This window comes from Rhizobium subbaraonis (assembly GCF_900220975.1).
Taxonomy (GTDB): domain Bacteria; phylum Pseudomonadota; class Alphaproteobacteria; order Rhizobiales; family Rhizobiaceae; genus Mycoplana; species Mycoplana subbaraonis.
Genome location: NZ_OBQD01000038.1, coordinates 1 through 26,349, shown reverse-complemented (window position 1 = coordinate 26,349; position 26,349 = coordinate 1). Strand labels below are relative to the sequence as shown.

20 protein-coding genes and 4 pseudogenes are annotated in these 26,349 nt (G+C 58.9%); 10 read left to right on the top strand and 14 right to left on the bottom strand.

What is annotated here, in order from left to right; translation table 11 throughout:
* Nucleotides 1–349: 349 nt before the first annotated feature.
* Nucleotides 350–658 carry a DUF736 domain-containing protein gene (locus CRO48_RS29605; protein WP_052821062.1) on the bottom strand — a complete coding sequence of 103 codons (309 nt, stop codon included), beginning with the start codon at nt 656–658 and terminating at the stop codon, nt 350–352.
* 454 nt (nt 659–1,112) lie between these two features.
* On the opposite strand from CRO48_RS29605, the gene CRO48_RS32580 reads away from it, so the two are divergent.
* Nucleotides 1,113–1,286: a hypothetical protein gene (locus tag CRO48_RS32580; protein ID WP_176526944.1), complete on the top strand. Its 174-nt coding sequence runs from the start codon at nt 1,113–1,115 to the stop codon at nt 1,284–1,286.
* A gap of 3 nt (nt 1,287–1,289) precedes the next feature.
* Here CRO48_RS32580 and CRO48_RS29600 read toward each other — a convergent pair whose 3' ends face one another.
* From CRO48_RS29600 to CRO48_RS32575, 9 genes are all read right to left on the bottom strand, one after another.
* Entirely contained in the window at nt 1,290–2,213 is a 924-nt protein-coding gene (locus CRO48_RS29600; RefSeq protein WP_097143252.1) for an ArdC family protein, read from the bottom strand.
* Between the two features lie 276 nt (nt 2,214–2,489).
* Nucleotides 2,490–3,077: a hypothetical protein gene (locus CRO48_RS29595; RefSeq protein ID WP_097143251.1), complete on the bottom strand. Its 588-nt coding sequence runs from the start codon at nt 3,075–3,077 to the stop codon at nt 2,490–2,492.
* Between the two features lie 285 nt (nt 3,078–3,362).
* The gene (locus CRO48_RS33160; RefSeq protein ID WP_245423710.1) at nt 3,363–3,776 is read right to left on the bottom strand and encodes a hypothetical protein; all 414 of its coding nucleotides are present in this window, start codon (nt 3,774–3,776) and stop codon (nt 3,363–3,365) included.
* Nucleotides 3,773–4,666, bottom strand: a complete 894-nt coding sequence (locus CRO48_RS29585; protein WP_097143250.1) for a DUF7007 domain-containing protein — start codon at nt 4,664–4,666, stop codon at nt 3,773–3,775. The genes CRO48_RS33160 and CRO48_RS29585 overlap by 4 nt, the downstream gene beginning before the upstream one ends.
* Complete coding sequence (locus tag CRO48_RS29580) at nt 4,663–6,420, bottom strand: ParB N-terminal domain-containing protein (RefSeq protein WP_097143249.1); 1,758 nt, start codon at nt 6,418–6,420, stop codon at nt 4,663–4,665. Before CRO48_RS29580 ends, CRO48_RS29585 begins: the two co-directional genes overlap by 4 nt.
* Before the next feature lie 549 nt (nt 6,421–6,969).
* Nucleotides 6,970–12,078: a DEAD/DEAH box helicase family protein gene (locus tag CRO48_RS29575; protein ID WP_097143248.1), complete on the bottom strand. Its 5,109-nt coding sequence runs from the start codon at nt 12,076–12,078 to the stop codon at nt 6,970–6,972.
* Nucleotides 12,079–12,166: 88 nt separating this feature from the next.
* Nucleotides 12,167–12,772 (bottom strand): DUF1419 domain-containing protein, encoded by a 606-nt coding sequence (locus CRO48_RS29570; RefSeq protein WP_097143247.1) that lies wholly within the window; start codon nt 12,770–12,772, stop codon nt 12,167–12,169.
* Between the two features lie 73 nt (nt 12,773–12,845).
* Nucleotides 12,846–13,874, bottom strand: a complete 1,029-nt coding sequence (locus tag CRO48_RS29565; protein ID WP_102026024.1) for a DUF3991 and toprim domain-containing protein — start codon at nt 13,872–13,874, stop codon at nt 12,846–12,848.
* 184 nt (nt 13,875–14,058) lie between these two features.
* Nucleotides 14,059–14,235, bottom strand: coding sequence for a hypothetical protein (locus CRO48_RS32575; protein ID WP_172977924.1), 177 nt, complete (start codon nt 14,233–14,235; stop codon nt 14,059–14,061).
* A 610-nt stretch (nt 14,236–14,845) separates the two neighbouring features.
* Between CRO48_RS32575 and CRO48_RS29555 the strand changes: the two are divergent.
* Together CRO48_RS29555 and CRO48_RS29550 are read left to right on the top strand one after the other, a co-directional pair.
* Nucleotides 14,846–15,393: pseudogene (locus tag CRO48_RS29555) on the top strand (sulfite exporter TauE/SafE family protein); the annotation flags it as partial.
* 107 nt (nt 15,394–15,500) lie between these two features.
* The gene (locus CRO48_RS29550; protein ID WP_097143246.1) at nt 15,501–15,758 is read left to right on the top strand and encodes a redoxin domain-containing protein; all 258 of its coding nucleotides are present in this window, start codon (nt 15,501–15,503) and stop codon (nt 15,756–15,758) included.
* Here the strand turns inward: CRO48_RS29550 and CRO48_RS32720 are convergent.
* From CRO48_RS32720 to CRO48_RS29530, 4 genes and pseudogenes are all read right to left on the bottom strand, one after another.
* Nucleotides 15,741–16,106 (bottom strand): hypothetical protein, encoded by a 366-nt coding sequence (locus CRO48_RS32720; protein ID WP_084438772.1) that lies wholly within the window; start codon nt 16,104–16,106, stop codon nt 15,741–15,743. The two genes, CRO48_RS29550 and CRO48_RS32720, sit on opposite strands and share 18 nt — an antisense overlap.
* A 350-nt stretch (nt 16,107–16,456) precedes the next feature.
* Nucleotides 16,457–17,206 (bottom strand): outer membrane protein, encoded by a 750-nt coding sequence (locus CRO48_RS29540; protein WP_064334961.1) that lies wholly within the window; start codon nt 17,204–17,206, stop codon nt 16,457–16,459.
* A 760-nt stretch (nt 17,207–17,966) separates the two neighbouring features.
* Nucleotides 17,967–18,390: pseudogene (tnpA, locus tag CRO48_RS29535) on the bottom strand (IS66-like element accessory protein TnpA).
* A gap of 164 nt (nt 18,391–18,554) precedes the next feature.
* On the bottom strand, nt 18,555–19,202 hold the full coding sequence (locus CRO48_RS29530) for a TetR/AcrR family transcriptional regulator (protein WP_084438773.1): 648 nt from the start codon (nt 19,200–19,202) through the stop codon (nt 18,555–18,557).
* A 170-nt stretch (nt 19,203–19,372) separates the two neighbouring features.
* Here CRO48_RS29530 and CRO48_RS29525 point away from each other — a divergent pair, with 170 nt between their 5' ends.
* The 7 genes and pseudogenes from CRO48_RS29525 to CRO48_RS29500 all read left to right on the top strand — a co-directional run.
* Entirely contained in the window at nt 19,373–20,509 is a 1,137-nt protein-coding gene (locus tag CRO48_RS29525) for an alpha/beta hydrolase (protein WP_064334964.1), read from the top strand.
* Nucleotides 20,510–20,835: 326 nt separating this feature from the next.
* A pseudogene (locus CRO48_RS33155) lies at nt 20,836–21,034 on the top strand (IS3 family transposase); the annotation flags it as partial.
* A 492-nt stretch (nt 21,035–21,526) separates the two neighbouring features.
* Nucleotides 21,527–21,982 carry a MarR family winged helix-turn-helix transcriptional regulator gene (locus tag CRO48_RS29520; RefSeq protein WP_097143245.1) on the top strand — a complete coding sequence of 152 codons (456 nt, stop codon included), beginning with the start codon at nt 21,527–21,529 and terminating at the stop codon, nt 21,980–21,982.
* Nucleotides 21,969–23,714: an efflux MFS transporter permease gene (locus CRO48_RS29515; protein WP_097143244.1), complete on the top strand. Its 1,746-nt coding sequence runs from the start codon at nt 21,969–21,971 to the stop codon at nt 23,712–23,714. Before CRO48_RS29520 ends, CRO48_RS29515 begins: the two co-directional genes overlap by 14 nt.
* A gap of 39 nt (nt 23,715–23,753) precedes the next feature.
* Complete coding sequence (locus tag CRO48_RS29510) at nt 23,754–24,809, top strand: HlyD family secretion protein (RefSeq protein WP_097143243.1); 1,056 nt, start codon at nt 23,754–23,756, stop codon at nt 24,807–24,809.
* Nucleotides 24,810–25,155: 346 nt separating this feature from the next.
* Nucleotides 25,156–25,857 carry a TetR/AcrR family transcriptional regulator gene (locus CRO48_RS29505; RefSeq protein ID WP_097143242.1) on the top strand — a complete coding sequence of 234 codons (702 nt, stop codon included), beginning with the start codon at nt 25,156–25,158 and terminating at the stop codon, nt 25,855–25,857.
* A 96-nt stretch (nt 25,858–25,953) separates the two neighbouring features.
* Nucleotides 25,954–26,269, top strand: a pseudogene (locus tag CRO48_RS29500) (transposase); the annotation flags it as partial.
* Between the last annotated feature and the right edge of the window lie 80 nt (nt 26,270–26,349).

The following is a 26,349-nucleotide window of genomic DNA, read 5'->3' as shown; positions in this document are numbered from 1 at the left end:
CAAAGCCTAGGTTCCCCCAGAGCCTTGAGCTCGACAAATTGATTGGCTCTCCATCCGCGGACTTCATCAGGGCCAGTGGCTACAATGCCACGATAAAAGGCCGGACACATGACTGAACCTGACCGATCCCATCGATACAGAGTCTTGCATTCCACGGGCCGTCCACACATGGGGGGAACCGCTCATCCTTGAGGCCGGTATCGCAGCTTGGCACAATCGTTCATTCTGAGCAGCTTCTCCCCCTCACCGTATGCCACCAAAAAAGCCGGACCTGGCTCGATGCCGGGTCCGGCTTTGACTTCTCGGCTGAGGAGAAGGCCCCGCCGGTGGCGGAGCCTCGTAATCTCAATCAGTCCCTGTTCGGGCGGGACCAGATGAGCTGGAGGCCTTCCTCGCCTTCAACCTCGGCGAGCGTTGCGTAGATCGGGGCCGGGAAGCTCGGATCATCGAGCTTGACCGAGAGGTAGTCGCGCCCCTGCTCGGAGGTCTTCTGCCAGGCAGCGCCGAGTTCAACGCTTCCCGCGTAGACGCGGAACTGCGGGCCCTTGTCGGAGGGGTTCTCGACCCGGGCGATGCGGGCCTTGACGTTGAGGGCGAGCGTGCGGATGGAGCCGGTAAAGCCGTTTTCTGTGGAGGTGAATGTGCCGATAGTTGCCATTGTCGTATTCCTTTTCTCGTGTTCGGGCCGCGCCCATCGCGGCCTCGATGGCAGTCGACAAGACCGGAGACGATCGGACCGCACCCCATAGGGCCGCAATGCAATGAAGGGCGGCAAGTCGCAGATTTGTTAGCGGGCGAGGAGGAAGGAGCAGCCTTCCGGGGTAAGAAATCTGAGCCTTGTCGTTGCGGGAAGACGATCGAGGCGCAGCCGGACTCCGGTCAGACATGCCTCATCGAGCCCGCAGATGGGCTGCCTGAAAACTCTGACGTGAGGGATATGGCAAGGGTGTTCCGACGCACTCGCCCGGGCACTAATGTTCTTGCGCCATCCCCCACTTCTGCCGTCGTTGCTTTTTTCAGTCGGGGACTGGAAGCCCTCACATGGTAGACCCGCTTGCCCAGCTTACACTGTGCGATATCGTTGCACTCGCGAATCGCAGCCTGGAGGATCAATGCGCCAGCAGACAAAGCCGTTCATCATTGAGCGCAAGCCATCCCGCAAACCTAAACTCGACGCTCAAAAACCGTCAATCTGGGGAAGGCTGGGCGGTGACTTCGCACAAGGTCTCAAGGACGAACGTGATGAGGAGCACGCGGTCGCCACAGGCGGTGACGACCGCGCCTGAGCGTCAGGCCGCAGCCTTCACCTCCGATTCCGGCTGTAGGGAATGCAGGAAACTAACCGCGCGCTGCGCATGGGCTGCCGCCTGGAAGATCACTCGCTTGTCGTTGGCCAGCACCGATAGCCAGGACTGCAGGTAGGACGCGTGATCGGGCCGCGGCTCGAGCTCTGGCGCAATGCCGAGATCGGCGCAAAGGAAGCAACTTCCAAGCTCGGCAATCAGTTCCTCGCGCGCGCGCTCCGTCCGATCTTTCGCATAGCGCGACAGATCACGTCCGATACGGTGTTCCGCCGCTGTCCAGTGGGTTGCCTCATGGCTGAGGACGGCCGCGTAGCCGGCCGCATCGCGAAACGCCTCAAAGGGCGGCATCTGGATGTTATCCAGACCCGGTGAATAATAAGCCTGGCTACCGCCATGGCGGATGACGGCGCCGGTGTTACGAAAGAAGCGGTCGGCGCTCTCGATCCGCACAATCGGGTCGAGCACTTTTGCCGGCGGTGTATAATAGCTGTCCGGCAAACCCTCGATTTGCTCGACGTTGAAAACTGAATAGGCCTTGAGGAACGGAATTTCTCGATCCACCTCGTTGCCGTTGGCATCGGCTTGCGCCTTGGTGAAACGACTGGCGAAGACCACCGTCGAGCCCGTTTCGCCCTTTCGCACGGCTCCGCCCAGTTCGAGAGCCTGCTTGAATGTCATCCACATCGAGGAGGAGAAGCCGCGCGACAGTTGCTCCGACCACAACAGGAGCACGTTCATACCGGAGTAGGGCAGGCCGTTATGGCGCATCGGCCGAGTGATACGACCATTGGTGTTGGCGGCGCTCCACGGCTTCATCCACGGACGCACGCCCCGTCCGAGATCCTCGACGATCCGGTCGGTGATCCGCGCGTAGATGTCGATGCGATCCGCTTCCGTTTTCCTGGTCATGACTTCTTCTCCTTTTCTGAAGACCGCGCCTGTCGCGGTCCGTCACGGAGGTCCGAAGCCAGGAGCCGATGGTGCGCCTATGCACCGGAACGGCCGCAACAGCGTGGAGGACGGCAAAGCCGTTGCATGGGCGCCCGGCTCCTGCAGGACCGCCGAGCGGGACGGGCCGCGACAGGCGCATCTCCAGGCCTGCTCTTCGACATGAAAAAAGGCCGGCGCGCGCAGGCGCCGGCCAGTCAGGGAAGGAAAAGGCGGGGGGCGCCCCCGCCGATCATGTCAGCCGAAAGCGGCCATCTGAGCCTCGGCTGCCTTGCGGTCGAGCGAGGCGCCTGGGTTTTCAACCGGTCGGTCGAAGGGCTTCCAGGTCTCGCCGACGACCTGCTCGTAGGCCGCCACCGCACCCTCGGCCGCCATGCGCAGCGCATGGGACTGGACGCCCATGTCGGCCGCGAATTCCCGCTTGCGCTGGGCGCCGCTGTCATAGCCGACCGGGCCATCGAGATCCTCGTCGCGGGCATCGTTCGATGCTTTGGCGGTTGCGTCGCGCGCCTCGGTTACAGCGCGGGAGTAGAACTGTCCGGCGCCATGCGCCGATCCGACGAAGGCCCCGACGATCCTTTGCAGATGGATCTGCATGGCCTTTTCGCCCAGGCCTTCGGAGAGGCTGTCGGCGGTCTCAACGATCAGCCGCTCATGCAGGCTGCGGATGCCATCGCTGTCAACGACCGTTGTGCCGAAGCTTTCGGCGATCTTGAGTGCCTGGACGGCGTCGGGGCAGGAGAGGCGGACCATTTCGAGGGTCGTCCCTCGGCGGGATTGCTGCGACCTGGCGTTGGAGCGATTGGAGGTAGCGGGCTTGGCCATGTCTGTTCCTTCCGTGGCTGCCGAAGCGGTTCCGGCCCGTGCCGGTCTGCCCTTCGATGCGGACGACCAGAACCGGCAAGGGACGGGCGGCTTCACAGGTCCGATCCGACTGAGCCAGCGGGACAGGTTTGCGGGCCAGCAGGTTTTGACCTGCTTGGGACCGCGGGCCTGCCCTCGCGCAGTGAGGTTGGATCGGCCGCCCCGCGGCGCGCAAGCGGCCTTGAAACGACCGGCCGCCGGTTCAGACCGCAACGAAAAGAAGGGCAGTCCGACACGGGTCCGATATCAAACGCCAGCTGCAGGGAGGCGACATGGCCAAGCCCGACATGCTTCGGGGCCGCGTGATGGTGACAAAGCGCCTCGCCGCTCACTCGGTTTCAGGGCCGCCCATCCGGTGCGAGGCAAAACAGGTGCATCGCCGCTTTGCTCGAGCGCGTCGATGATCTCTTCCTGCACGACCAGCCTGCATGCGAGCGTGTCGAGTTCGACCCAGCGTTCAAAGGCCAGACGATCGGCAAGCTCCTGATGATAGAGACGAGGGCCGGATCGGCGACGCGCCCGGCTCCGGACCTTCACCGTAATTGCCTGCCGTCCGGCACGCGCCGCAATCTGCCGGGTCAAACAATCAAGATGCCGCTGGGTCTCTCGCCGTGCGATGACTGCCTTCGCCAGCGGTCTCGAAGCCAGGATATCGATCATGGCACATCCCCCCGACCTCGCAAGCCGACGAAGGAGGACGGCCCATGATACTCGGCATGACGGGCGAGATCGATGACGAAGCCGAACCTACCGCGCCCGGCATACTCGTCGCTCGACACCAGGAAGCGACGCTCATCGTTATCGGATTTGCGGTTACCGCCGACGACCGCCACGACCTCGGTCATTCCGGGGTTCTGGTCGGAGAAGATCGCAGACATGACAATGTAGTCCGCCGCATGGCGTCGATCGAACGCTCTGCGATCCTTGGCCCAGCTTTCACCCTCGGCCAGTTCGCAGCTGTGGATCGTCTCCCAGACATCCGGCCAGGTATTGCGGATGATCTTTTCGGCCATCGATCGCTCATATCCGGTGAATAGCTCCGGAAAGCTGAGCGCCACGATCGCCCATTCGCAATCTTCCTCGTACCATGGGCTGTCCTTCCGCAGCAGCGGATGGACTTTGGCATTGCGAGCGGGAGAAAGATGGAAGCCTTCGTGGCCGGCCGTACTGTGGGCGACGACACCGTCGGCATAGATGACCGCCATTTGCGATCCGCCCCAGGGCGTGCTGGCCGACATGCGGGTCTGGACGCGGTTCAACTTCGCCAGATCACGTTTGTGACCGGCCGTCTCGGCGACACGCGCCCGGAATTCGGTCTCGTCGGCCACCCGACCATCGTGCCCGATGAAGTCGGCGCGGGTGAGGTCGGCAAGCGGCCGGCGAACGAAGACTGCGCTCCCAAGGAATGCAAAGCCGCTCGGCGCCGTGACCATTGCGAGGACCAGGTCATCGATGCGGGCGACGGGAAAGCCGTCCGCGCTGGTGGCAAACTCCACCCCCGAAAGATCGGGGGTGGGTGTTGCGATTTTCGTCTGAAGAGCGGCGGTCATGCGGCCGCCCTCTGATCGAAATCCTGGTCGTGCTCGTCTTCCGAGCCGAGATCGACGTCCCGCGGATCGTCGTGATCCCCTTCTTCGCCGGCGTGGCCCTCCTGCTCCTCACCGAGGTCCTCATCATGACCGTCGTCATCCTGGTGCCCGCCCGAGCCGATGACGTCAGTGGCAGCACCTGCGCGGATCCAGTCGAGCAGTTCGTCGGCCGGCGGCGCGAAGCGGCCGGCGGGATGGACGAAATGCTGAGTTGCGAAATGCTCGACGAGCGCTGCGCGGGTTTCGCGCACCTTCTGCCGCGGCTGGACAGCCGCTTCGGCGCATGACGCTTCCAGCGCCTGGCGCGACAGGCACAAGAGAAAATCCTCCGAGCCCATGTTCGGAAGGAATTCGTCGGCGCCGATCGCGTCGCCGGCGATGCGCGAGATCATCCCGCTGTTGGACATGCCGCGGCGGCACGAGAGAACGTCGATCAGTACGGAGCGGACGGCGACCCGGAGCTGATCCTGATCGAAGGCGAGCTTGCCATGCTCGTCGAACAGTCCCACCACATGGCGCGTGAAGCGCTTGCCGCCATAGAATGTCCCATCGGCGCCGGAGTCGACGCGGACATTCTGCCCGGCGAAGGCCAGCACGAGCAACGCCATCAGCATGTCGTCCTCGATCGGCGCGCGACCGAGTGCGTCGTGCAGCGCATCGGTGCGGAAATCGCCGATCATGTCATGGCCCTTCTGGGTCACATCAGGCCGGGCCTTCGGCGCCGCGATCGCATCGGCGTCATCACTGCCTGCGGCCGATCCCTCGCCAGCAGCACCCTTGGGCTTCGCCGCCTCGGGCATGCGGTAATGGACTGTCTGCACTTTGCCTTCACGATCAAGATAAAGCCCCACGTGATCAGACTTCGACGGCTTGCCGTACACCTGGGACGCTTTCTTGGGCAATTCTGGCTGTCCGTAATTGCTGACCTCCAAGATCCCGCCGCGCTTCGGCAGATTGCTGGTCATCCATTCATGCTGGGCGCCGAGGAAGCCCTCAACATTCGTCGTGTAGCGGCCATCCTGGTCGGCCGGCGCGAAGAGATCCTCCACCCATTCGATCCCATAGGCCTGGGCCAGATCATCGCCAAAGCTCGCATCCCTGGCATACATGCGCTTCTTGGTCAGCGAATTGGCGATCGACCACCACGCTGCGGTGTCGCCCTTCTTCGGCTTGTGCGCCTTCCAGACCTCCTTCTGGTCGACCTGGCCGGCCGCCGCAATGATGCGCAGCTGTTGCTCGTTCGGCATATCGCCCAGCGCCATCTGCTCGAGCATCCCCGGCAAAATATTGGCGAGGAGCCGGAGCTTGCGGATCTGGCGGACGGGGAGGGCGAGAGCGACCGCAATCGCTTCCTCGGCCCAGCCGAGAGCAACGAGCCGTTCAATTCCGCGCCATTGATCGACCGGGTTGAGAGGTTCGCGAACCGAGTTTTCGACCATTGAGCGCATCGCGCCATTGTCGTTGGCAGCGTCTGCCACGAGGATCTCGATTTCTTCGAGACCTGCGGCAATCGCGAGCCGGACGCGACGATGACCGGCGTCGATGATATAGCCGTTACCACCGTCGGCTTCCGGCGCGACGACAGGCGGTTGGACGATGCCGACGGCCTTGATCGTGGCCAGCATCAGCGCGTCTGCCTGCGGCGACGACTTCGACTGGCGCATCCGGTCGGGATTTTCCTTCAGGGCGCGCGGGTCAACTTTGATGATCTGCATGGGATCTGTCCTTTCGGGAGCGTTCCGGGCCGGCGCCTTGCCAGCCCTTCCTGTCTTCATTTTTCTCGAAGACACCTCCCGGACCGCCGAGCGGTCGGACTGACGCAACCGCAACCGAGCATCCCTGCCGCGAAGAACAAGCGGGGCTTTTGGGCCCTGCGAAGGCCGAGTGGCCGGGATGGCGCAGGTGGCGGTTGAGCGACAGCGGCGGTTGAAGGACCGATCGGCGACCGGTTCCTTCCTCTTCCCTTTCGTCCGCTTCTCTCTTGAAATCCCGGCGCGCGCACGCTTTCGACAAAACGGCGCGTGAGAATCTTGGCTGGAAGCAGAAACGCAAAAAGGGCGCTCAACCCGCGAGGGGAGCGCCCTTTGCTGATCCCGGACGACATCGAAAGCCACAGCGATTGCGGCGGCAGGACATCATCTGAACGGGAAGTGATCCTCAGATATGATCGAGGGTCAGGGATTTCAAGTATAGGCCACCGCCATCCGGCGAAGGCTATGGCGGGAGCAGGACCAAACCGCAGGGCCGGCCTGGGTTCACGTTTGTCAAGCGGCGATCTGGTCTGCTGCAGCAATGGCGGAAGCAGCCAGTTGATCTTCGATCTCGCGAAGCTGCTTCCTTTTCGCGCCGAGCTCCTCTGCGAACTGGAAGGCGCCACCGATGCGCGATTGATAGGAATCCAGCCGACGCGCGGCCTCATCGAGCCTCCGGCGAAATTGCCGCTGCTCTTCGTCGAAGCCATCAAGCCCATGCTCCAGCCGTGAGATCGCGCCAAGAGGCGTCACTGTAATGGCAAGGTCGATCTCGTAATCGGCGCCGGTGCGCTGCAGCAGCGTCTCGAAACGATAGCCATCACCCTTACCGAAGCGCTCACCCTCATAGACGAGGTCGAAACCACCGATCGTCGCCAGATGCACCTCGCCCTCCTTCTGCAGCTGTAGAAGTGTGAGGATCTCCTTCATCAGCGCCCGACCAGCCTCCTTGCGCTCGGTATGAGTCTGGCCGAGCACCGTCATCGTGAAGGCATCGCCCGTGGTTGGCCGCAGCCGCTTGATGTCCTCGCCAATTTCACCGATGCGGCGGGTCGCCGTCTCGATCTCGCGCTCGGCGTCGCGCATCTGTCGACGTACGGCATATTGGTCGTCCTCGTGGACAGCGCGCAGGCGTTCGAGCCGAGCAATATCGGCCTCGAGCCCAGCTTTCTGCATCAATCTCTCATCGCCAGACGCGATGGCCTTGGCCATGGCGAACTGGTTGGCGGCGCCTTCGCCGACATCCTCCAGTCGGCGGATCGACGTGTCGCCGGACAGCGCGGCGGCAATGAACCGGGCCTTGCGCTCGTTGTTCTGCCACATCGAGGCATCGAGACTTCCCTCGGTGGCATAGGCGAAGATATCGACCTCGTCATGCTGGTTGCCCTGGCGAACGATCCGGCCTTCCCGTTGCTCGATCTGCGACGGCAGCCTTGGGACATCGAGATGGTGGAGAGCCTTGAGCCTCAGCTGTGCATTGACGCCGGTTCCCATCGTCTCGGAACTCCCGATCAGGAAGCGCACCTTGCCGGCTCGGACATCGCCGAACAGACGCTGCTTGGCTTCGGTCTTCTTGTAATCCTGCATGAAGGCGATCTGCGACGGCGGCACGCCCATGCGAATGAGCTCGTCGCGGATCCAGCGATAGGCAGAAAACCCCCTTGTCTTCTCGACATTGATCGTGCCGAGATCGGAGAAGATCATCTGGGCGGCGCCCGGCAGATCGAACTCCTTGCCGTCGGGGCGGCGATAGATTGCGTCATCGGTTTCCTGCCATATTCGGTGGGCATTGCGTACGAGCAGATTGAGCTTGTTGTCCGTCTCGTTTTCGGCCGCCGGCATGACGAAACGCAGGTCGATCGCCGCGTGACGACCATCGGTAATGACCGACAGCAGGATGTCGTCCCCGGGCTTTGCTGGACCCTCGCGCTTCTCGATCGCCTTGATCCGGCCATCGAGCATCTGCTGATAGGTCTTGAACAGCGCCGTCGGCTTGGCCGTCAGGATCTGCCGGCGCCCGGTCGAGATGTTCGGCACCTTCACATACTGCCTGAGATCGTCGGGCATGACGACATCGGCGAACGATCGGAACATCGCGATCAGTTCGGGCACGTTGACGAATGAGGCGAAGCGGCTGACAGGCTTGTATTTGCCGGACGGCTGGATTTCGAGTTCTGTCGTCGTATCGCCAAAGCATGACGCCCAGGCATCGAACTCGTGCAGCCCGCGCTCAGTAAGTGCGGCATGTCCGAGCACGCGCTGAATCGAGAACATCTCGCCCAGTGTATTGGTAATCGGTGTGCCGGAGGCGAGAACCAGCGCCCGGCCGGGGTTGCGCGTCTCGATATAGCGGGATTTGACATAGAGATCCCAGGCGCGTTGCGACCCGTTGGGATCGATGCCCTTCAGCGTCGACATGTTGGTGGCGAAGGAGAGTTTTCGGAATTCCTGCGCTTCGTCGACGACGATCTGGTCGACGCCGATCTCCGAGATTGTCAGCAAGTCATCCTTGCGGGTGGCAAGACCCTCCAGTCGCTCCTGCAAACCTTCCTTGAGCCGCTCGAGGCGCTTGCGCGAGACGCGGTCTTCGCTGTCGACCTTGATCAGCAGATCCTCGTAAAGCTGCAACTCGTCCTGGATCATCTGCTGTTCGAAGGCCGACGGCACGGCGATGAAGCGAAACGCGGAATGGGTGATGATGATCGCGTCCCAGGTGGCGGTCGCCGCGCGCGACAGGAAACGGGCACGCTTGTCCTTGGTGAAATTGGTCTCGTCGGCGACCAGAATGCGGGCATCGGGATAGAGCGCGAGGAATTCGCGGGCTGCCTGTGCCAGGCAATGGCCGGGCACGACGAGCATGGCCTTGGCGATCAGGCCGAGCCGGCGCTGTTCCATGACGGCTGCTGCCATGGTCATCGTCTTGCCGGCGCCGACGGCGTGGGCGAGATAAGTGGAGCCATCGGCGATGATCCGCCATATGCCGCGTTTCTGGTGCCCATAGAGAGCAAGCGCGCAGCAAGCGCCCGGAAGTTTGAGATGGGAACCGTCGAATTTGCGCGGCGCGATATTGTTGAACCGATCGTTATAGTCCCGCACCAGCCGGTCGGTGCGATCGGGGTCCGTCCAGACCCAGTCCTGAAACGCCTGCTTGATCCTCTGCAGCTTATCGCGGGCCGCTTCCGTATCGACGACATTCAGCACCCGGCGCTCGCCGCCTGTATCCTTGATCGTGTCGAAGATCTGCGGCACCCGGGAATTCAGCGCATCGCCGAGCAATTCGCCGGCATGGCGGCGGCTGGTGCCCCATTCCGATGTGCCGGCGGCCGAATAGCCCAGTTGCCAAGCCTCGACCGTCCATGATCCCAGTTCCGGCATATGATGAATGCGGATCTCCGCCCCCATCATCTCCTTGACGAAGGCGACGACATCGGACGGCGGAATCCACGGTGCGCCCAGGCGAGCGGTAATATCCGAGGGACGCAGATCGGCGGGCTGGACTTGCCTGAGTGCCACGACGTTACGTTGGAAGACGGGATCGAGCGCGGCAGCCGCTTCCGCAGCTGCGAGTTTCGTGCGGACCGAGCCGGAGAGATAGGCGTCGGACGTTTGCCACGAACCGTCGGTCGGATCGCAAAAGATCGTATCACCGAGTTCGGCAATAACCGCTTGCGCGTCACGTTGCAGGAGTTCGGCGATATGGTCGACGTCGACGCGGCCGCGCTCGTTGAGCACCACGGCCAAGGCATCGGCCGCCGATGTAATCACCGGGTCGGCCGGCGGCGAGATCACCCGTTCGGAAAAGATCGGACCGGGACGGGCGGTATCGGTCTCGAGGTCATAGTCCTCAATCGATGCGACCAGCCAGCAGTCAGGATCATCGCGGAAGGGCTGAAGGTTTGGCTGGCGATGGGTTTCGCGCACCTCGCCGGTCTCGGCATCCTCCGAGATCGACACCTTCGTGTGGTTGATTGGGCCGAAGTCGCGAACGAATGACGACCAGGCAATGCGCAGCCGTACCTGTAGCTCCTTCCACGGGCGATCCTGCTCCTGGGCCTTCAGCACCTCGCGCACTGCATCGCGAACCGGGATCAGCTTGCGGATAGTGCGGACATGCTTTTCGCTCAGGCCTTCGCCGCCGCGGCCCTTGCTCATCTTGATCTGGACCGGGGAGCCGTCGACCACTTGCATGAGACCATGCCTGGCGTCGATGAAGAAGCTTCCTTCGCGGACCTTTTCAGATTGGGGACGGAGATCGACGATCTCGCCGAGTTCGTCCTCCAGGTCGATGTCGATTTCGTTCGGCTCGCCGTCGTAGCGATCTTCCGGCAGGAGCGAGATGACGGCCTTCAGTGCCGTTTCGAGCTCGACGCCGGCACGGGCGCGGCACGTATAGGTCTCGCCGAACGGGCCCGACATCAGCGCGTGGTCGCCAAGCACGAAATCAGGATGCCGTGCGAACCACCTGTTCACGCGGATAGCGCCTTCGTCTTCTGTTGCAGGACGAACTTCCTCCAGATCGAGCCATGTCTGATCGCCCTCTCCTTCTCCAGCCTTGCGCTTGCGGAAGAACAGGATGTCAACGACGACGTCCGTGCCGGCATCGTGCCGAAAACTACCTTCAGGCAGGCGGATGGCCGCTATCAGCTCGGCCGACTTGGCGATATGCTCACGGGCTGTCGCATCCGCCTTGTCCATCGTACCGGAACTGGTGACGAAGGCCGCGAAGGCACCGGGCTTTAGCAGATCGATTGACCTCGCGATGAAGTAGTCGTGCAGTCTGAGGCCAAGTGACCGATATTGCCGGTCCGAGCGCACGGTGCGATCGGAAAACGGTGGATTGCCGATGGCGAGATCGTAGATCGGCGGGAGTTCAGTGCGCGCGAAATCCCCTTGGATAATCCGCGCCTTTGGCTGAAGCAGCCGGACAATGCGCGCTGTCACCGGATCGAGTTCGACGCCAGTCACGTAAGCCTTGTCGCGATATTCTGCCGGCATCAACGCCGGAAACAGGCCCGTGCCGATGCCCGGCTCCAGCACGCGACCGCCGCGCCAACCCATGCGCTGCAAACCCGCCCAGATCGCCCGGATGATAAACTCCGGCGTGAAATGCGCATACTGGGTGCAGCGGGCGAGCGAGGCGTATTCCGCTTCGGAGACGGCTGTTTGGAGCGAAGAGCCGAGATCATCCCAGCCCTGCCGGAAATCGACCTCCCCCGGACGGCGGAACATCCCGTTGGCCAGTTCGCCGGCGCCGAAGCCGGTGAAGCGGATCAGCTGCGCCTGCTCCTTCGGCGTCGCCGGCCGATCTTGCTTCGCAATGCCGTCGGCGACGAGAATCGCCGCAACATTGGCGCGGGCGCGATCCTTCCAGGTGGCGCCCAGTTCGCGGTCTCCGTCGAGGTAGAAGTTTGCCCGAAGTCCTGCCCGCCGCATAGGTGCGGCAATGACGGGGAGGGCAGGGGCTGGTGCGGTCGGAGTGGGATCCGGATCGTCATCATTGGCAGCATCAGGAGAGAAGCCGCCAAACGCGGTGACTCCGAGCCCAAGACCTGACGAAAGCGCGCCCGAACCGAACATGTTGAAGGTGCCAACTCTATCGAGTGAAAATGATTCGTTGCTCATGAAAATCTCCGTGGAAAGCAGGCGAGCGCCGTCGTCCGGCCGAGGATTCGACCGGCTGCAGGCAGGTTTTGCGATGATGAGATCTGGCTTAGGCCGCCAGAACCGTGGGGAGGTGGCGCAGATGCACCGGCAGCTTGGCGGCGATCTCGTCGTCGGTCAGGGTGCCGAGCAGCTTCAGAACGGTGCCTTCCTTGCCACCATAGAGCATGATCGTGCGATTGCCCTGCGTCGGCTTCGGCCATAGATCTCCGGCATAACCGCGATAGTCATCCGCGGTCGTGCTCCAGATATGCTTGAGCCGTTCTTGGCGGCTCATCGCCCGAAGCGGCCGGGTTTCGCGGTCAAGGATCGCCGAGCGCATCGCCTCGACCGAGTTTGGATCGGAGAGGTCGCAGTAGGTGTGGAAATAGCGGACGGTGTCATCGATCTGGATTGCGTAGAAGACCGAGGTTACGGAACCGGTCATGAACTCGCGCATCGCAAATATCGGACCGCGCATCCAGAGGGGTGGAAGGATGTCGCGCATGTAGGTGTATGAGGTCTCGTCGATCTCAAACCATTCTCCAGCAAAGGTGCCCGACTGATGACCATCAAATCGATCTGGGCGCTTGGCGTGCCGGTCGAACATCCGGAACATCTCGGCTCGTTTGGCAACACCTTGAAACACTTTGCGGGGAAGGGATATCGAGGTCATTGTCTTGATCCTTTCGGGGTTTGGGGACCGAAGGCAGCACTGTCGTTTCGACCTCACTATCCTCTTCAGTCCTTCATGACCCCTCCCGCGTTGCTGCGTCCGTGTCCGGACGGGTCAAGGGCCGGCTCTTGCCGGGCGAAGCCTCCCTTGATGCGGCCGGCGCGCATGCGGCAGGCCTCCTCTTCTTCTCCATTTTCCTTTTCCGTCTCTCCTTATCCTTGGCTTTCAGGACTTCGTTCCAGTCCTCTGCCGGCGGACGTAGCCTCTGCCAATCGCAGCTGGACGCCTCGGCGAGCTTACGCAAACGCGCTGCGTAGCTGTCTCCTTGGGAATTGCCATCCGTCGCGGCCACCAGTGTCAGCCCCGGCCGGAGGGCGAGTTCGCAGAGCGCTGCATCTGTCGCCGGTGACCACCCGCCTCCTGAACTGAGATAGAGCGTGCCCTCACGTGAACCCTCGAGCGCTGCGAGGCTCATCGCGTCGATCGCGGCCTCGGTGACGCAAATGCGATTGGCATCACTCGGACCCAATCGGAACAGAAGCTTTGATCCCCTGGTCGAAAATCCGCGCCATTCGGGTCCTCGTTCTTCCCAGCCGACCACTCGGCCATGGCTATCAACATGCGCCGCCCACATGCTGCCAAAAGGTCCTTCCCGCAGGACGTCTTCCCGAATGGCCTGCCGGATTATGGCAGGCGGGATCAAGCGCTGCCAAGATAGATAGCGCCACGCGCCCGATCCCGGCGAAGGCGAGCGCCGGCATCGCCAACGCTCAGCAATGGCCTCGTCTGACACTGCAGACCGCGCCGGACGCCATTCCGGCCGGGAAAGCTGAAAACCGACCAGCGCTGCGACGGCGTCCACGGCGACCGGGAACGTGGTGCTTCCCAGAAACATTGCAAGGCCGAAGACGTCGCCCTTCTCATCGCTGAACGGATCGAACCAGCCCCGACCGTCATGGGTCACAATAATGATATTGGCGTCGCGCCGGTATTTGACAGCACGGGGCGTGCTTTCTTTCAGATCGATCGCGTATCCGGCGCCCTCGAGCATGGCTTCGCAACTGACCTTGGCGCGTAGCGCCTCTAACTCTTCTCGTTTCATGTTTTCCTCGGCCGCATAGCGGCCGCTCCTTCTTCATTCCCGCAATCTGCGGGCCACCTCCGTCCCGCCGCGAAGAACGGAGGGTGCAAGGGCGCAGCACGCAACTGACAAAAGTTGCAGCTAAGCGCTGCGGCGCAGCTTCCCTTGCGGCCGACAGGTCGCCAGCGGCAGTGACAGGCGGGTCTCAATGAGACCCGCGCGGGAAGTATTCATGCACGATCTCAAGATCGTCTTCGTCATCGAGTTCGTCGGACGGAAGGACGCCGAATTCGTCACCGGATTTGAACAGGGTGATCGGGACCATCAGGTTGTTGCAGAGGTGGAAGGCGTGAGACTGGGCGAGAGAAAGATCGTGTGCCATCTTGAGGTGCTCCATCGGAAGCGGGCCAATTCCCGCTGATGGCTCCTCAAAGGAACAGGGACGGTCGCGATCACCGCGGAGACGAAGACGGAGCGGCGGCAGCTTGCTAGCCGACCCCTTGAGGGTTGATCGACGGAGATCCGGACCTGGTCCAGGACGCCATCACAAGAAGCGGGGTTGGTCTGCTTTCAATGGAGCGAGATCTCGGCGCTAGACTTTCGACGTTCGGGTGTCTCAACAGTTGGCAGACGAAAACGAGTAGAGGACACCATCCCGGGTCAGCGAGGACTTTTCTTGTTTATTTTCCGTTAGATAGCTGAAATTGCATAGTAACAATTATGGAACAACACCTTGTAATCCTGCTCGGCAGCCTCACGATAAACACATATGCCCCAAGCCTTCCTCCTGCTTTGCTCATGTTGGGTGAAAACGCGACGGAGATAAATTCGACCTAAATCATCAAAGCCTCCGGCGATTGGCGATGCAGTCCATTCAAAATCCTTATTTCCTGGCTCTTTGCGTCGCTTGAAGCCAAATGTCTCGCAGCGCTGCTGCACTCAAGCTTGGGCTTGTGGTTCGACCTTAAGGTTCCCTTAAGCCACACGCGGATTATGACGATGCGGGCATTTTCGGTGCTCTGATCGGATCGAGCTTCGGCAAGATGATAGACGGGCAAAACTGCTCGTTCTGTTCGCCGTGCTGATGCTTGTGGTCGGCGTGCTGATGTTCCGCAAGCGCGGCGCTGTCGGAAACCCGGGCGCCCAGTGTTCGCGCGAAAACATTCACAAGGTCGCGGGCTTTGGTGGCCTCACGGGCATCTTCTCCGGCTTCTTTGGCATTGGTGGGGGCTTCCTGATCGTGCCGGGATTGATCGCCTCCACCGGCATGCCGATCCTCTATGCAATCGGATCGTCGCTTGTGGCCGTGACGGCCTTTGGACTGACGACGGCGCTCAACTATGCGCTGTCGGGCTATGTCGATTTGCTGCTTGCCGCAATTTTTATCGGCGGCGGTGTCATTGGCGGCCTGGTCGGCGCCTATTCCGCCAAACGGTTGTCGGCCCGCAAGGGTATGCTCAACACCCTCTTCGCGACGCTCATTTTTGTGGTTGCTGCTTACATGCTGTACCGCAGCGCAGGCCAATTTTTACCTGCGTGAACCAGATACGCTGCATTTCCATTCAGGCGCAGCTGGTCTGGTTCGCATACAGCGGCGCGCCTTTCTAAACGGCCCAGTCGGGCGCAATCCTTACAGGAGATAATCTCATGAGTATTCATATTGGCGACGTAGGACCGAATTTTACGGCTGACAGAACGACCGGAACGCTCGATTTTCACGAATGGGTTGGTGGTGACTGGGTATTCTTCTTCAGCCATCCCGGCGACTTCACGCCGGTCTGCACGACTGAGATAGGTCGCACCGCGCAGCTCGCCGAGAGTCCGACTCTAAGGCTCTACTGCTTGTTCCGCGCTTTTAGGCCGCTTAGCTTCAAATACATTGAGATATCATTGGGATCGTCCTAAAAGGTCATGCATTTGTTCGAACCGTCGCTTTTCTTCACCTTCGTTGCTTTCTGGCGAGTAGCAGGTGCGGGAAACGCAAAAACGCGAGAGCTCGTATGGTGGTTGCGCCGATTTGAATTCGCATTCGAAAACATCTGACATCTCGTCTTTTGGCGTGTCAGGCCTTCGAGAATAAGACATCCGAACACCTGGCGGGATTAGCGCCGGAAAAGATTGGGCCACCCCGACGTTCAGCTTCTCGGTCAAAAAGAAATTTTTGGCAACAGTCTTGCACGCATCTTCGATTGGTTGAGATTGAGCAAAAGCAGGCGTTGCAAGAAATAGAAACAAAAAAGAACAGTTTCTCAACTTTACCTCCTATGATATTGCATCACAAAAACTCGCCGTTTCATTTCGGGGTCGTACGTTTTCACGTCGGCAGATTTTCATAAAGTGAACAGCTTAGATGCCCCCGGCTTGGGACTTCGTGTCATTTTTCTCAAGCTTGGCAACGGCTGGCTTTCAACGATGATCTTAGCGTTATGGAGCCTTTGGAAGTTGACTTGGGTGGCGCCCGAACACCTGAGAACTCACGCTCTTCAAGCATCAAGCACAGACGGTTTCAACGGAACGCGATATTTTGCATGGCCGATAAATGGCCTAACGCCGCAAATTAGGGCGATAGGTTAAGCAGATTCTTTTCGCAAATCTAATCGAAACTAAAACTGTTTACGCAAGCCGATCGTGACCGCTTTGCTCCGGAAATCTGTGGAGGACCGAGTACCATCACGCGCTGTTAATTCGAAGTCGTCCGCTCCGGTGAAACGGTAGCCGATATCGAGTGTCGTATTTTCAAGTAGCGAAGTATTCGAAAACATCCCGATCTCCTGCAACTTGATCCCGACGCCAGCGTCGAGATGGTAAGCGAAATTCGTGTCGTTGTCGTCCATCAGAGTAGCGACCCCCGCTACGCCTTGCTTGCGGAGTTCAAGGTTCATAAAGCCCGCACCACCTCCAACGTACGGGGTAACAGCGCTCATAAGTCCGCTGCTCGCCAACGGAACGTCGATATATCCGTTTACGTATCCCTGCAGTGTGCGGATGTCTCCAAACGAATCGATGCCACCGACCGCGCCGACACCGGAAACAGTGTGTGTGTCGACCGACGAAGTACCATAGCCCAACTCAAGTTCAAGGCGCGGCGAAACATAGCCTATCGCACCAAAATCATAGCCAACGCGAAAAGCGCTGTAGAAGCCCGCGTCATAATCGGTTGAAATTGACGTTCCACCGGAACCAAAACTTGTGTCATCCAAGAAATTGACCGAGCTCAATGAGCCAAAATAGAAGCCCGAAGTTTCCGCTGCCACCAATGGCTGCTCGCTTGGCAGAAGGTCCGCTGACATCACCGGAGTTGCGAGCGCGCCCGAGATGGTGCCCAGAAGTACCAATTTCTGAAATATATACATGGGAATTTTCCTTCCATATGAGGGCGACACTTAAGGTGCGGCGCTATCCGAGCGATCTTTGAGGGCGTTGGATTCAATTCTATCTTCTCTTACGATAAGACCGATATATCCTCCTGGCGAGCTTCGTAAAGGTACCAAAAAGTATATTTTATGCACCGATGCCAATCCGCCACACTCCGAGTTGCCAAAAATTAGACTTAGACGCGGCATCCTCCAGATCACCTCCTCTTCCCCGATCTTGCTAGGAGGCGATACGCATCGTGCGTTGATAGGTTTCGTTTGTTATCGACGGCCACAGTTGTGGAGAGCTGAACCTGCATTAGCGCTCCTCATATACCAGCAGGCAACCGGAGCATTTGTTCCAAAATTCCCCGGTGGTCGTCAGCGCGGTTCACGACCTTCGCAACAGCACCATTCTTCACCTCGATCTGAGATTCATTGAGCCTTACCAGGAGGGGCATCAACATGCGCAGTAGAGCAAACAGGAAAGCCGTGCCGGCGTGATCGCCACCGCACCGCCCTCCACATTTGGCCAGATAAACCGACCGCGCTCCTATTTTCGTGAACAGGCAGGCGCCTTGGCCATCATGCCAGATCATTTTATCAGATCAGCGCGGCGGCCCCGGAAGCAACAGATGAACTCCCAGCGGGATGCTTCAAAATTCCCTGCACCCGAAGTGCCAAGGAAGGAAAGCCGCACCGCATGTCAGTATTCCGGTCGACGGGCAAACTTTGACATCCCTTCCCATCGGAAACGGGTTCATCGCAGCGTTTCCAGACCACGCATGATCCGAAGCAATGAGTCCACATCGACATCCTGGCCGACGATCACACACCGGCCGTTCACACCACCACCTCCATGCGACCCCCGTCGGTGATGGGCGGTGGCACGGCCACAGCCGCCGCGGGCGGCGTGGTCGCAACAACCGGCTCGGCAACGATGATCGCCGGAACAAACTCGTTCGTCGAGCGGTGGACAAGCCGTCCTTACCGCGCGCCCTGCGCCAGGCATTCAACTGCCAGCGCGTGATCCCGTGACGCTGCGCGGTCGCGGTGACCTGCCGAGGAGCGGAGAGGCTCTCTGCGACAATCGCAAGCTTCGCTTCGTCACTGAACTGGCGGCGGCGACCGCTGTCTACAACCTCCAGGCGGCTGACCCGTTCACGGTCTCTGAGAATATTCAAGGCTGCGACACTGTCTATATTGACGTCGATATAGCCAGTACTCTTCCATAATGCACATCCGAACAAGGCGGCCCTGCTCGGATGCGCAGTCTCCGTCAGCCTAAGTTATCAGTTCAAGCGGGCAAAGCATTCCACTTACTTCATATCCGGTGGCCAATGCGAGATTATTTGACGTTTTCGTGCGCACGATAAAAACCACTGCAACCGTGTAAAAACAGACGGACGAGTTGCTCGGGCGGCTCAGTTGGCGCAGGTTTGCCCACGATATTATGGTGGATTGCCCTCAGTGCCACTAGTCCGAGGAACTGGTCCGAAAGGAATGTTAGTTCCTCTATTACCGCGCCGGTAAAATGCGCCTCCAGGAGGGTTCTTACAACCTTTTTACCGGGTTGCCACGCAGCTTCCTCCATGACGGAACGGAGCTCGGGAAACCTGCGCCCGTCCTGGACGATGAGGCGATGGAGCTGGTACATCTCTTCGCTGGATGCATAGGACCGAATAATCGCTGTGATGAGACATAGTTGCTGCTCCAATGAAGCCGCCGGATCGATGGAAATGCGGATTTGTTCAAGACGCTCTTCGACGAAAGACTGCACAAACGAGGAGAACAGGGCAAGTTTCGAGGGGAAGCTGAGATAAAGCGTGCGTTTGGAGCAGCCGGCCTTCTGTGCCACCTCCGACATATTAGCCTGCTCATAACCCGCACGGAGAAAGACCTCAGACGCTGCCGCAAGAATTCTCGGCGCAATCGTCCCAACTTCCGATTTCGGCGGGCGTCCTCGTCTGGATTTCTTGCTCTCCGCTATAACCACTCAGGTTCATACCTATCGACTGAATTTTAATACAGGCTCGTGCTGATCGACGTATTCGAAAAAAAAGAAACCCGCCAGTTTACTTTTCCAGAGCCCCTATTTAAATGTCTGAATTAGAGTCTCTAGGCTAGGCCGTCTATCACCAGTGCAGTGCATAACATGAGTTCCCAATGAGCGTGGTGACATTGATCAAAAACAAGCCAACGTTCAAGTCTGCACTTTCGATAGCGGCATCGCTTGTTATGCTGCTGACGCTTGCGGCTTGCGGTACCCGTCCCAGCTCTGCTGTTTTGCAGACGGTTGCAGTCGCTGGGCCTGCTGGGCGAACTGTAACGGTCTACGTCACAACAACCCGCTCACCCGAGCCTGAAGGGCTTGGTTACAGCGGCGGGAAAGCGCGTAAAACGCGGTATTTGGAATACAAAATATCGATTCCGCAAAACCACAAGCCTGGCAGGATCGAATATCCCGACATAGAACCAGATCCGCAAAACAGCTTCGTCGTTGTTGGGATGCGGGAGATTGAGCGTCAGCCATTTCTCGCCGGGATTGCCGCAAACAGGCACAAAGATGTTGGAGTCTTTGTGCACGGCTTCAATTACTCCTTCCAGGAATCGCTTTTTCGCCTGGCTCAAATGTCAGCCGATGCTCAATTTGATGGAGTTCCTATACTATTTTCTTGGCCATCAAGTGCGACCGTTACCGGCTATATAGCCGACAAGGAGGCTGCAGCATATTCGCGGGATGCTCTTACATTGTTGCTCTCTGACTTGGCAAGCAAACGTTTTCCAAACACGACTGTGTTTGGCCACAGCATGGGCGGCTGGCTAACAGTAGAGTCGCTTCGGCAGCTTAAACTATCGGACCAGAAAGATGTTCTAGACCGTCTCACGGTTATTTTAGCTGCGCCAGACATTGATATAGATGTCTTTCGAAAAAATATCGAAACGATCGGGACTCTGCGGACGCCGATGACTATTCTCGTCTCGAGCGATGACCGAGCGTTGCAAATTTCCAGGCTGCTGTCGGGTGACGACCGCGTTGGCTCGCTCGACGTAAGGGATCCGGCAGTCGCTGCGGCTGCCCGCGAATTCAAAATTGCAATAGTCGATATTTCCGAACTACCGTCCAGCGACGGGATAAATCATAGCCGTTTCGTGAATCTGGCGTCGAATTATGGTCAGTTGGCCGCCAACGGACAACCTTCCGGCTTGAGGCGCGCTGGCGCCTTCGTCTTCGACGCCGTCGGCACCACTGTGTCGACCCCGTTTGCTCTTGTCTCCAACGCAATATCAGGGAATCGCTGATTCGGAATGGATTCCTCGGATGAAACCATGATGCCTCTGGAAGTGGGTTTCATCTGCGCGGCCGGTCAGTTCGAAGGCGATAATGTCTCCCGAACGATCCAAATTGCCGTGGATTTGGGTTGTGAAACCGCCGCGTGTCGTCCCACCGCCTGGCCTTTTTGCGCCCTTTTGCTCCGGCCGCCGAGACTCGCGCGAACAATGGTCGAATCGAACATCTGAATCAGGTGCGCCCATGGGCGCCAAGGTTTCAAAAAAGGCCTCGACACGCCGGCCTTGCTCAGCGGATCGAAGCGCTCCCCGACCGAGTTCCATTTGCTCTGATCGACGGGATGCTGGTGGATTGGGCATATCGATCCGATGGGCCTGCAAGGTCCTGAGGTTCGACACCTCGACATACCACTACAAGTCCCGCCGCACCGGACAGGCCCCACTCGAAAGACGCATAAAGGAATATGTGAGACACGCGTGCGGTATGGCTACCGCCGTGCGCATGGTCACTTGCGCCGCGATGGATGGAAGATCAACGATCAACATGAAGATGCGGCGGTTTCGGCTTTTCATCGACCGCTGCTGCTTATACGTGGCTGACAGCCCCAAAAAACTGCAAATTTTGCTGCAAATAAATTCGTCTGAATGCCGAAGTGCTGACGTCGCTTTTGTGCACTTCAAGCGGTCGATCCATACTGCGATGCAGACACTTTCTGGAGAGAGTTCCGGCCTGTATCAGTGCTTCTTAAGGGCAGATACTGATTACATTTTACCTAGAGACATTTATCAGCGGACGCGAAGCCCATTGTGACAATCTGGAATAATCGATGCGCTGACCCTGGCGGAGCACTCTCGACGAGTACCAGATATGCAATCTAGTAGACCCTATCAACGGCCAGTGAAGACTGCAGCAGCATGCTTCCTGATTTCGTTTAATCTTCTGCAGGCAGACACAACCTCGCCTTGAAACTTAATGCTAGTCATGCTAGCCGTTGGAAGTTCAATTAGCATACTAACGATTGGCGCACAATGAACCCATCAACTGTCACGGCAGAGTTTTTGGAATCGCTGACGAAGGCGAGTCAAAAAATTCGCACGGCATTCAACCAGCAAGTCTCTGCACATGGGCTGACCTATCCGCGCGCACGGACATTGTTCTACCTTGCAAAGAAGCAAAATATTACCCAGAGCGAGCTCGCCAGCGTTCTTGAGCTAGAACAGGCGACAATGGTTCGCCTCCTCGACCGGATGGCGGAAAACGGCCTTATTAAACGCCAGGCAGATGTAAAGGACCGCCGCACTAACCTTATTGTGCTGACGCCTCATGGTGAGGAGCAGGCCGCCCTCGTAGAATCCATAGCGGCGGACCTACGCAGTCAGATATTTGCCAATATAGACCCCTTTGAGCTGCGATGCAGTATTGCGCTCCTGGAAAGGATTTCGGCTAACGTGACAGAACTGAGCGATATCCATGTCCCCGCGTGAAGCCACAACAAGACGCGAAGACACGACGATCATACGTCCGGTCTTCGACAGACAAGTGGGTCTGAGCGACGCCGAGGATCCGCGCGAAACGCCGCCGGTTCAAGATCCACCCCCTGCCCCCACGGCGCCAGCACCAGTTGCGCCCGCCGCCTTCGTGCCCAAGTCACCGACAATGACGATCGCCTATATCCTGGCCGGCATAGTGGTTGCCCTGACCCAGGGGCTCGGCATGAGCTTCATCTCCACCAACCTGCAGCAGATCGCCGGGCCGATGGGGCTAACGCAAGTCGAGGCTGTCTGGCTGATGGCCGCCTATTTCTTCCCGAATGCCAGCCTGACGCTGTTGCTCTTCAAAGTGCGCGCCCAGTATGGCCTGAGGAATTTTGCTGAAGTGGCGATCGTCGCCTATGTGCTCGTGTGCCTCGCGCATTTCTGGGTGGATAGCTATGAGAGCGCCTTGTTGCTGCGCTTCTTCGCGGGCGTTGCCGCTGCACCCATGACCTCGCTTGGCTTCCTTTATATTCTGGAGAGCATGCCGCCGGCCAAAAAAATGAACATCGGGCTCTGCATCGCGCTGACAGCTCTCGCCATTCCGGCCCCCGTCACCGGCCTTATTTCACCGTCGCTGATGGACATTGGGGACTATCATACCCTTTATGTGATTGAGTTGGGGCTGGCGATGATCTCGCTCGGTCTGGTCTATGTTTTGCCGCTTGCCTCCCCTGCGAGGGCAAAAGTGATCAGCAGTCTCGACGTTGTCAGCTATATCTTCCTCGCGCTTGCACTCGGCTGCTTCGCCGTGGCTCTCACTGTCGGCAGGCTCTACTGGTGGACCGAAGCGGTATGGCTCGCCTGGATTTTCATCGGAGGGATCGCAGCCGCGGCTGTCCACGCAATGATCGAGCTCAACCGGAAGAATCATCTGATCGATATCCGCTGGCTTACCTCGCGAGAAATCCTGCATTTAACCGGTGCTTTGATGGTGTCTCGCCTGGTTCTATCGGAACAGACGAGCGGTGCAGTCAATTTCTTACGCAATGCCGGAATGCTGAACGAGCAATTGGCCGGTCTCTACTGGGTCATCCTTGCGGGCGCGATCGTCTCCGGCGTGGTCTGTGCCGTTTTCATGAAGCCAGGCCGAGAATCCACGATCCACGCCGTCTCTCTGCTCCTGGTGGCAGTCGGCAGCTACATGGATAGCCAGTCAACTGTTCTGACCCGGCCGGAACAGATGTATCTTAGTCAGTTCATGGTGAGTTTCGCGGGCGGCCTCTTCCTGCCCCCGGCGCTGACAATGGGCCTTGGCGCGGCGTTGAAACGCGGCCCCAGCTATATGCTCTCCTTCATCGTCGTCTTTCTCGCCACGCAGAAGATCGGTGGTTATCTGGGCAGCGCCCTCTATGGCACTTTCGTCCAGTGGCGCGAACAATTTCATTCCTTTCGGCTGGTCTCGCGGCTCACATCTACCGATCCTCTCGTCGCGGCTCGTCTGAAGCAGATTGGCGGGGCTTATGGGAAGGTGCTGACCGACCCCAACCAGCAGACTGCCCAAGCGACCTCGCTCTTCGCCAAGCAGGTACAGCAGCAAGCCTATGCCCTTGCCTACAACGATTCCTTTCTGTTCACGACATGGCTCTCGCTAACAGCTTTGGCAATCCTTCTTATACATGTCGGATGGCGCAACCGCCGACGTCTTTTCCCAGATGCCAATCCGACGCCCGCGACCGCCTGACAGATCTAGAACACCAAACAGGAACAACAGAAAAAAGCCATGTCCAATCTCTTCCGTTCTGTCGCAACCTACGTGGCCCTTCTTGTCGGTGTCGCCGGTGCTTTCGTGGTTCTTTATGCCTGGAACCTCCCACCGTTCCATGGCTCGGTCGAAGTGACCAATGACGCCTATGTGCGTGGCCAGGTAACGATCATTAGCCCACAGCTTACGGGCTATCTTGTCGACGTCCCAGTGCAAGATTATCAAAAAATCAGAAAGGGCGATTTGATAGCCAGAATTGACGACCGCATCTACGCCCAGAAGGTGGAACAAGCCAAGGCAGCGCTCGCCGCGGCAGAAGCCTCGCTTGCCAATTCAGAGCAGAGCCGCAAATCTGCCGAAGCAAAGATTCAGTCCGCCCAGGCGGCCGTGGAAAGCGCTAATGCCGCCTTTGAGACTGCTCGGATGACTTACGAACGCACAGAAGGGCTTCTGGAAAAGAACATTGCCAGCAAAAGCGAGGCTGAAAAAAACCGTGGTGTCTTTCACCAAGCCCAGGCCGCCGTGCACCAGGCTGAAGCGGCAGAAAGGGTTGCCGAGCAGGATCTGAACATAGTGTTGGTTAGCCGCCGTTCGCTGGAGGCCAACGTGGAAGGTGCCAAAGCCACAGTGAGACTTGCAGAGATCGATCTGGCGAATACCCGCGTTACGGCGTCGCAAGCTGGCACACTCGGCGAGGTAACCGGTCGAATAGGCCAGTATGTCTCGGCTGGCACGCAGATTGGTTCCATAGTGCCTGACCATGTTTGGGTGGTCGCCAATTTCAAGGAGACCCAGCTTGTCGGCATGACGGCCGGCCAGGCGGTTACGTTCACCGTCGACGCGCTCGGGCATGAGAAATTCACCGGCCGGATTGAGCGTTTCGCGCCGGCCACGGGTTCGGAGTTCTCAGTCATCAAGGCTGATAACGCCACCGGTAACTTTACCAAGGTAGCCCAGCGCATTCCGGTTCGTATCGCCATCGACATTGAACAGCCGCTCATCACCAACAGGCTCGTCCCCGGCATGTCTGTGATTGCCAGCGTGGACCTCGCACAAACAGCGAGGGCGAATTAACCTGTTGGAGGGATCCTCAATCGGTTCCTATCGACCCGCTGGCATCGGTTCCTATCGACTCGCTGGCGTGTCATTTTCTCGCTTGACAACGACGGAAGAACCGGCCCCGGTCGGCGTCGACACCAGAGATCCGGGCCGGGTGATTTCATATTCCATGGCTCACCGGGGATGCTGAGTTGATGCTTCAGAGGCTTGTTGGAGTGCGTCCGGAGAGGATGTCCCATGGGAGCCGGCGCTATGCTCTCAGGGATCGAACCGATCGGTTTGGCGAAATTGACGTAGAGCGCATTTCGGCGCATGTTAAGGCTGATCGAACCGCATGGTTTGTATAGCTAAGAAGAAGAAAATGACCGAGGAAGGACTCCAGGATCGTCGTTTGCCAAGGCACCCCCAGGGCCGCTTTGCCGCTGGCCAGGACCCTTTGAAGCGGGGGCAAATAGTTGAAGGTGCGAAGCGCGTCTTCATGAGGCTAGGCTTCGATGCGGCGAGCATCAACGAGGTTTGCCGCGAGGCTGGCGTCTCTAAGGGTACGATCTACGTGTACTTTGAGAACAAGGAAGATCTGTTAGGTGCCATAGTCGAGCAGGAAATTCAGAGATTTGCGTTTGAGTTGGAGATCACCCTTGCGGACCGTGAAAAAGTAGAGGACTGGCTGTATCGCTTCGGTATAAACTTTGTGACCCACATAACCTCGCCACAGACCATCAATGTGATGCGCACGCTAATCGGCGTAAACACGCGAATGCCGAAGCTATGCAGGCGGTACTTCCATTCTCCTGCAAATGTCCGCTCCGTCCTTGAAGACTTAATCAAGCGGCACGTTGCCCTAGGCGATCTCGTTGTGGAGGATACCCATCTCGCTGCGCGTCAATTCATAGAGCTTGTTAGCGGAACGTTCGTCAAGGCCCGCCTCATAGGTGATTTGGACGATGTGCCCTCGCAAGACGAGCTCGATGACGTCGTACAAAGTGCTATCTGGGTCTTCATGTCCGCCTATGGTAGCCCAGAAAACCGCCCAACAGGCCAAAGCCCAGATGCCGCGCTATAATTCCATTCCAGGCTGCCCAACGGCATCTGCAGTGTGACCTGCTGCCGGTTTCATGGACATCGAGTTAAGGTGTTCCTCCTGAACCGGAGAGTATGAATGCAAACACGAATATTCAGCCGCGAGTATAAGCTCGAAGCGGTGAAGCTGGTCAGGGAATGTTGGGGCACTGTTGCCCAGGCGGCCCGTGACCTCTATGTCCACCAGAATGTGGTGCGCAACCGGGTTCGGGAATACGGCGACGATCCCAGCCAGTCTTTTCCCGGAAAAGGCCAGATGAAGCCGGAGCAGCTTGAGATCGAGCGGCTCCGTCGTGAAGTTGCCGCGCTGAAGGCGGAGCGCGATATCCTTAAAAAGGCCGCAGCTGCTTTGCCAGGGACGCGATATGAAGTTCGCGTCAGCGCATCTTCATAAGCTTCGGGTGGTTCGAATAAAACGGCACGCGATTGCTCATCGAGAAACGCCATCAGCCACGGTCACTCGTCAAACTACGGT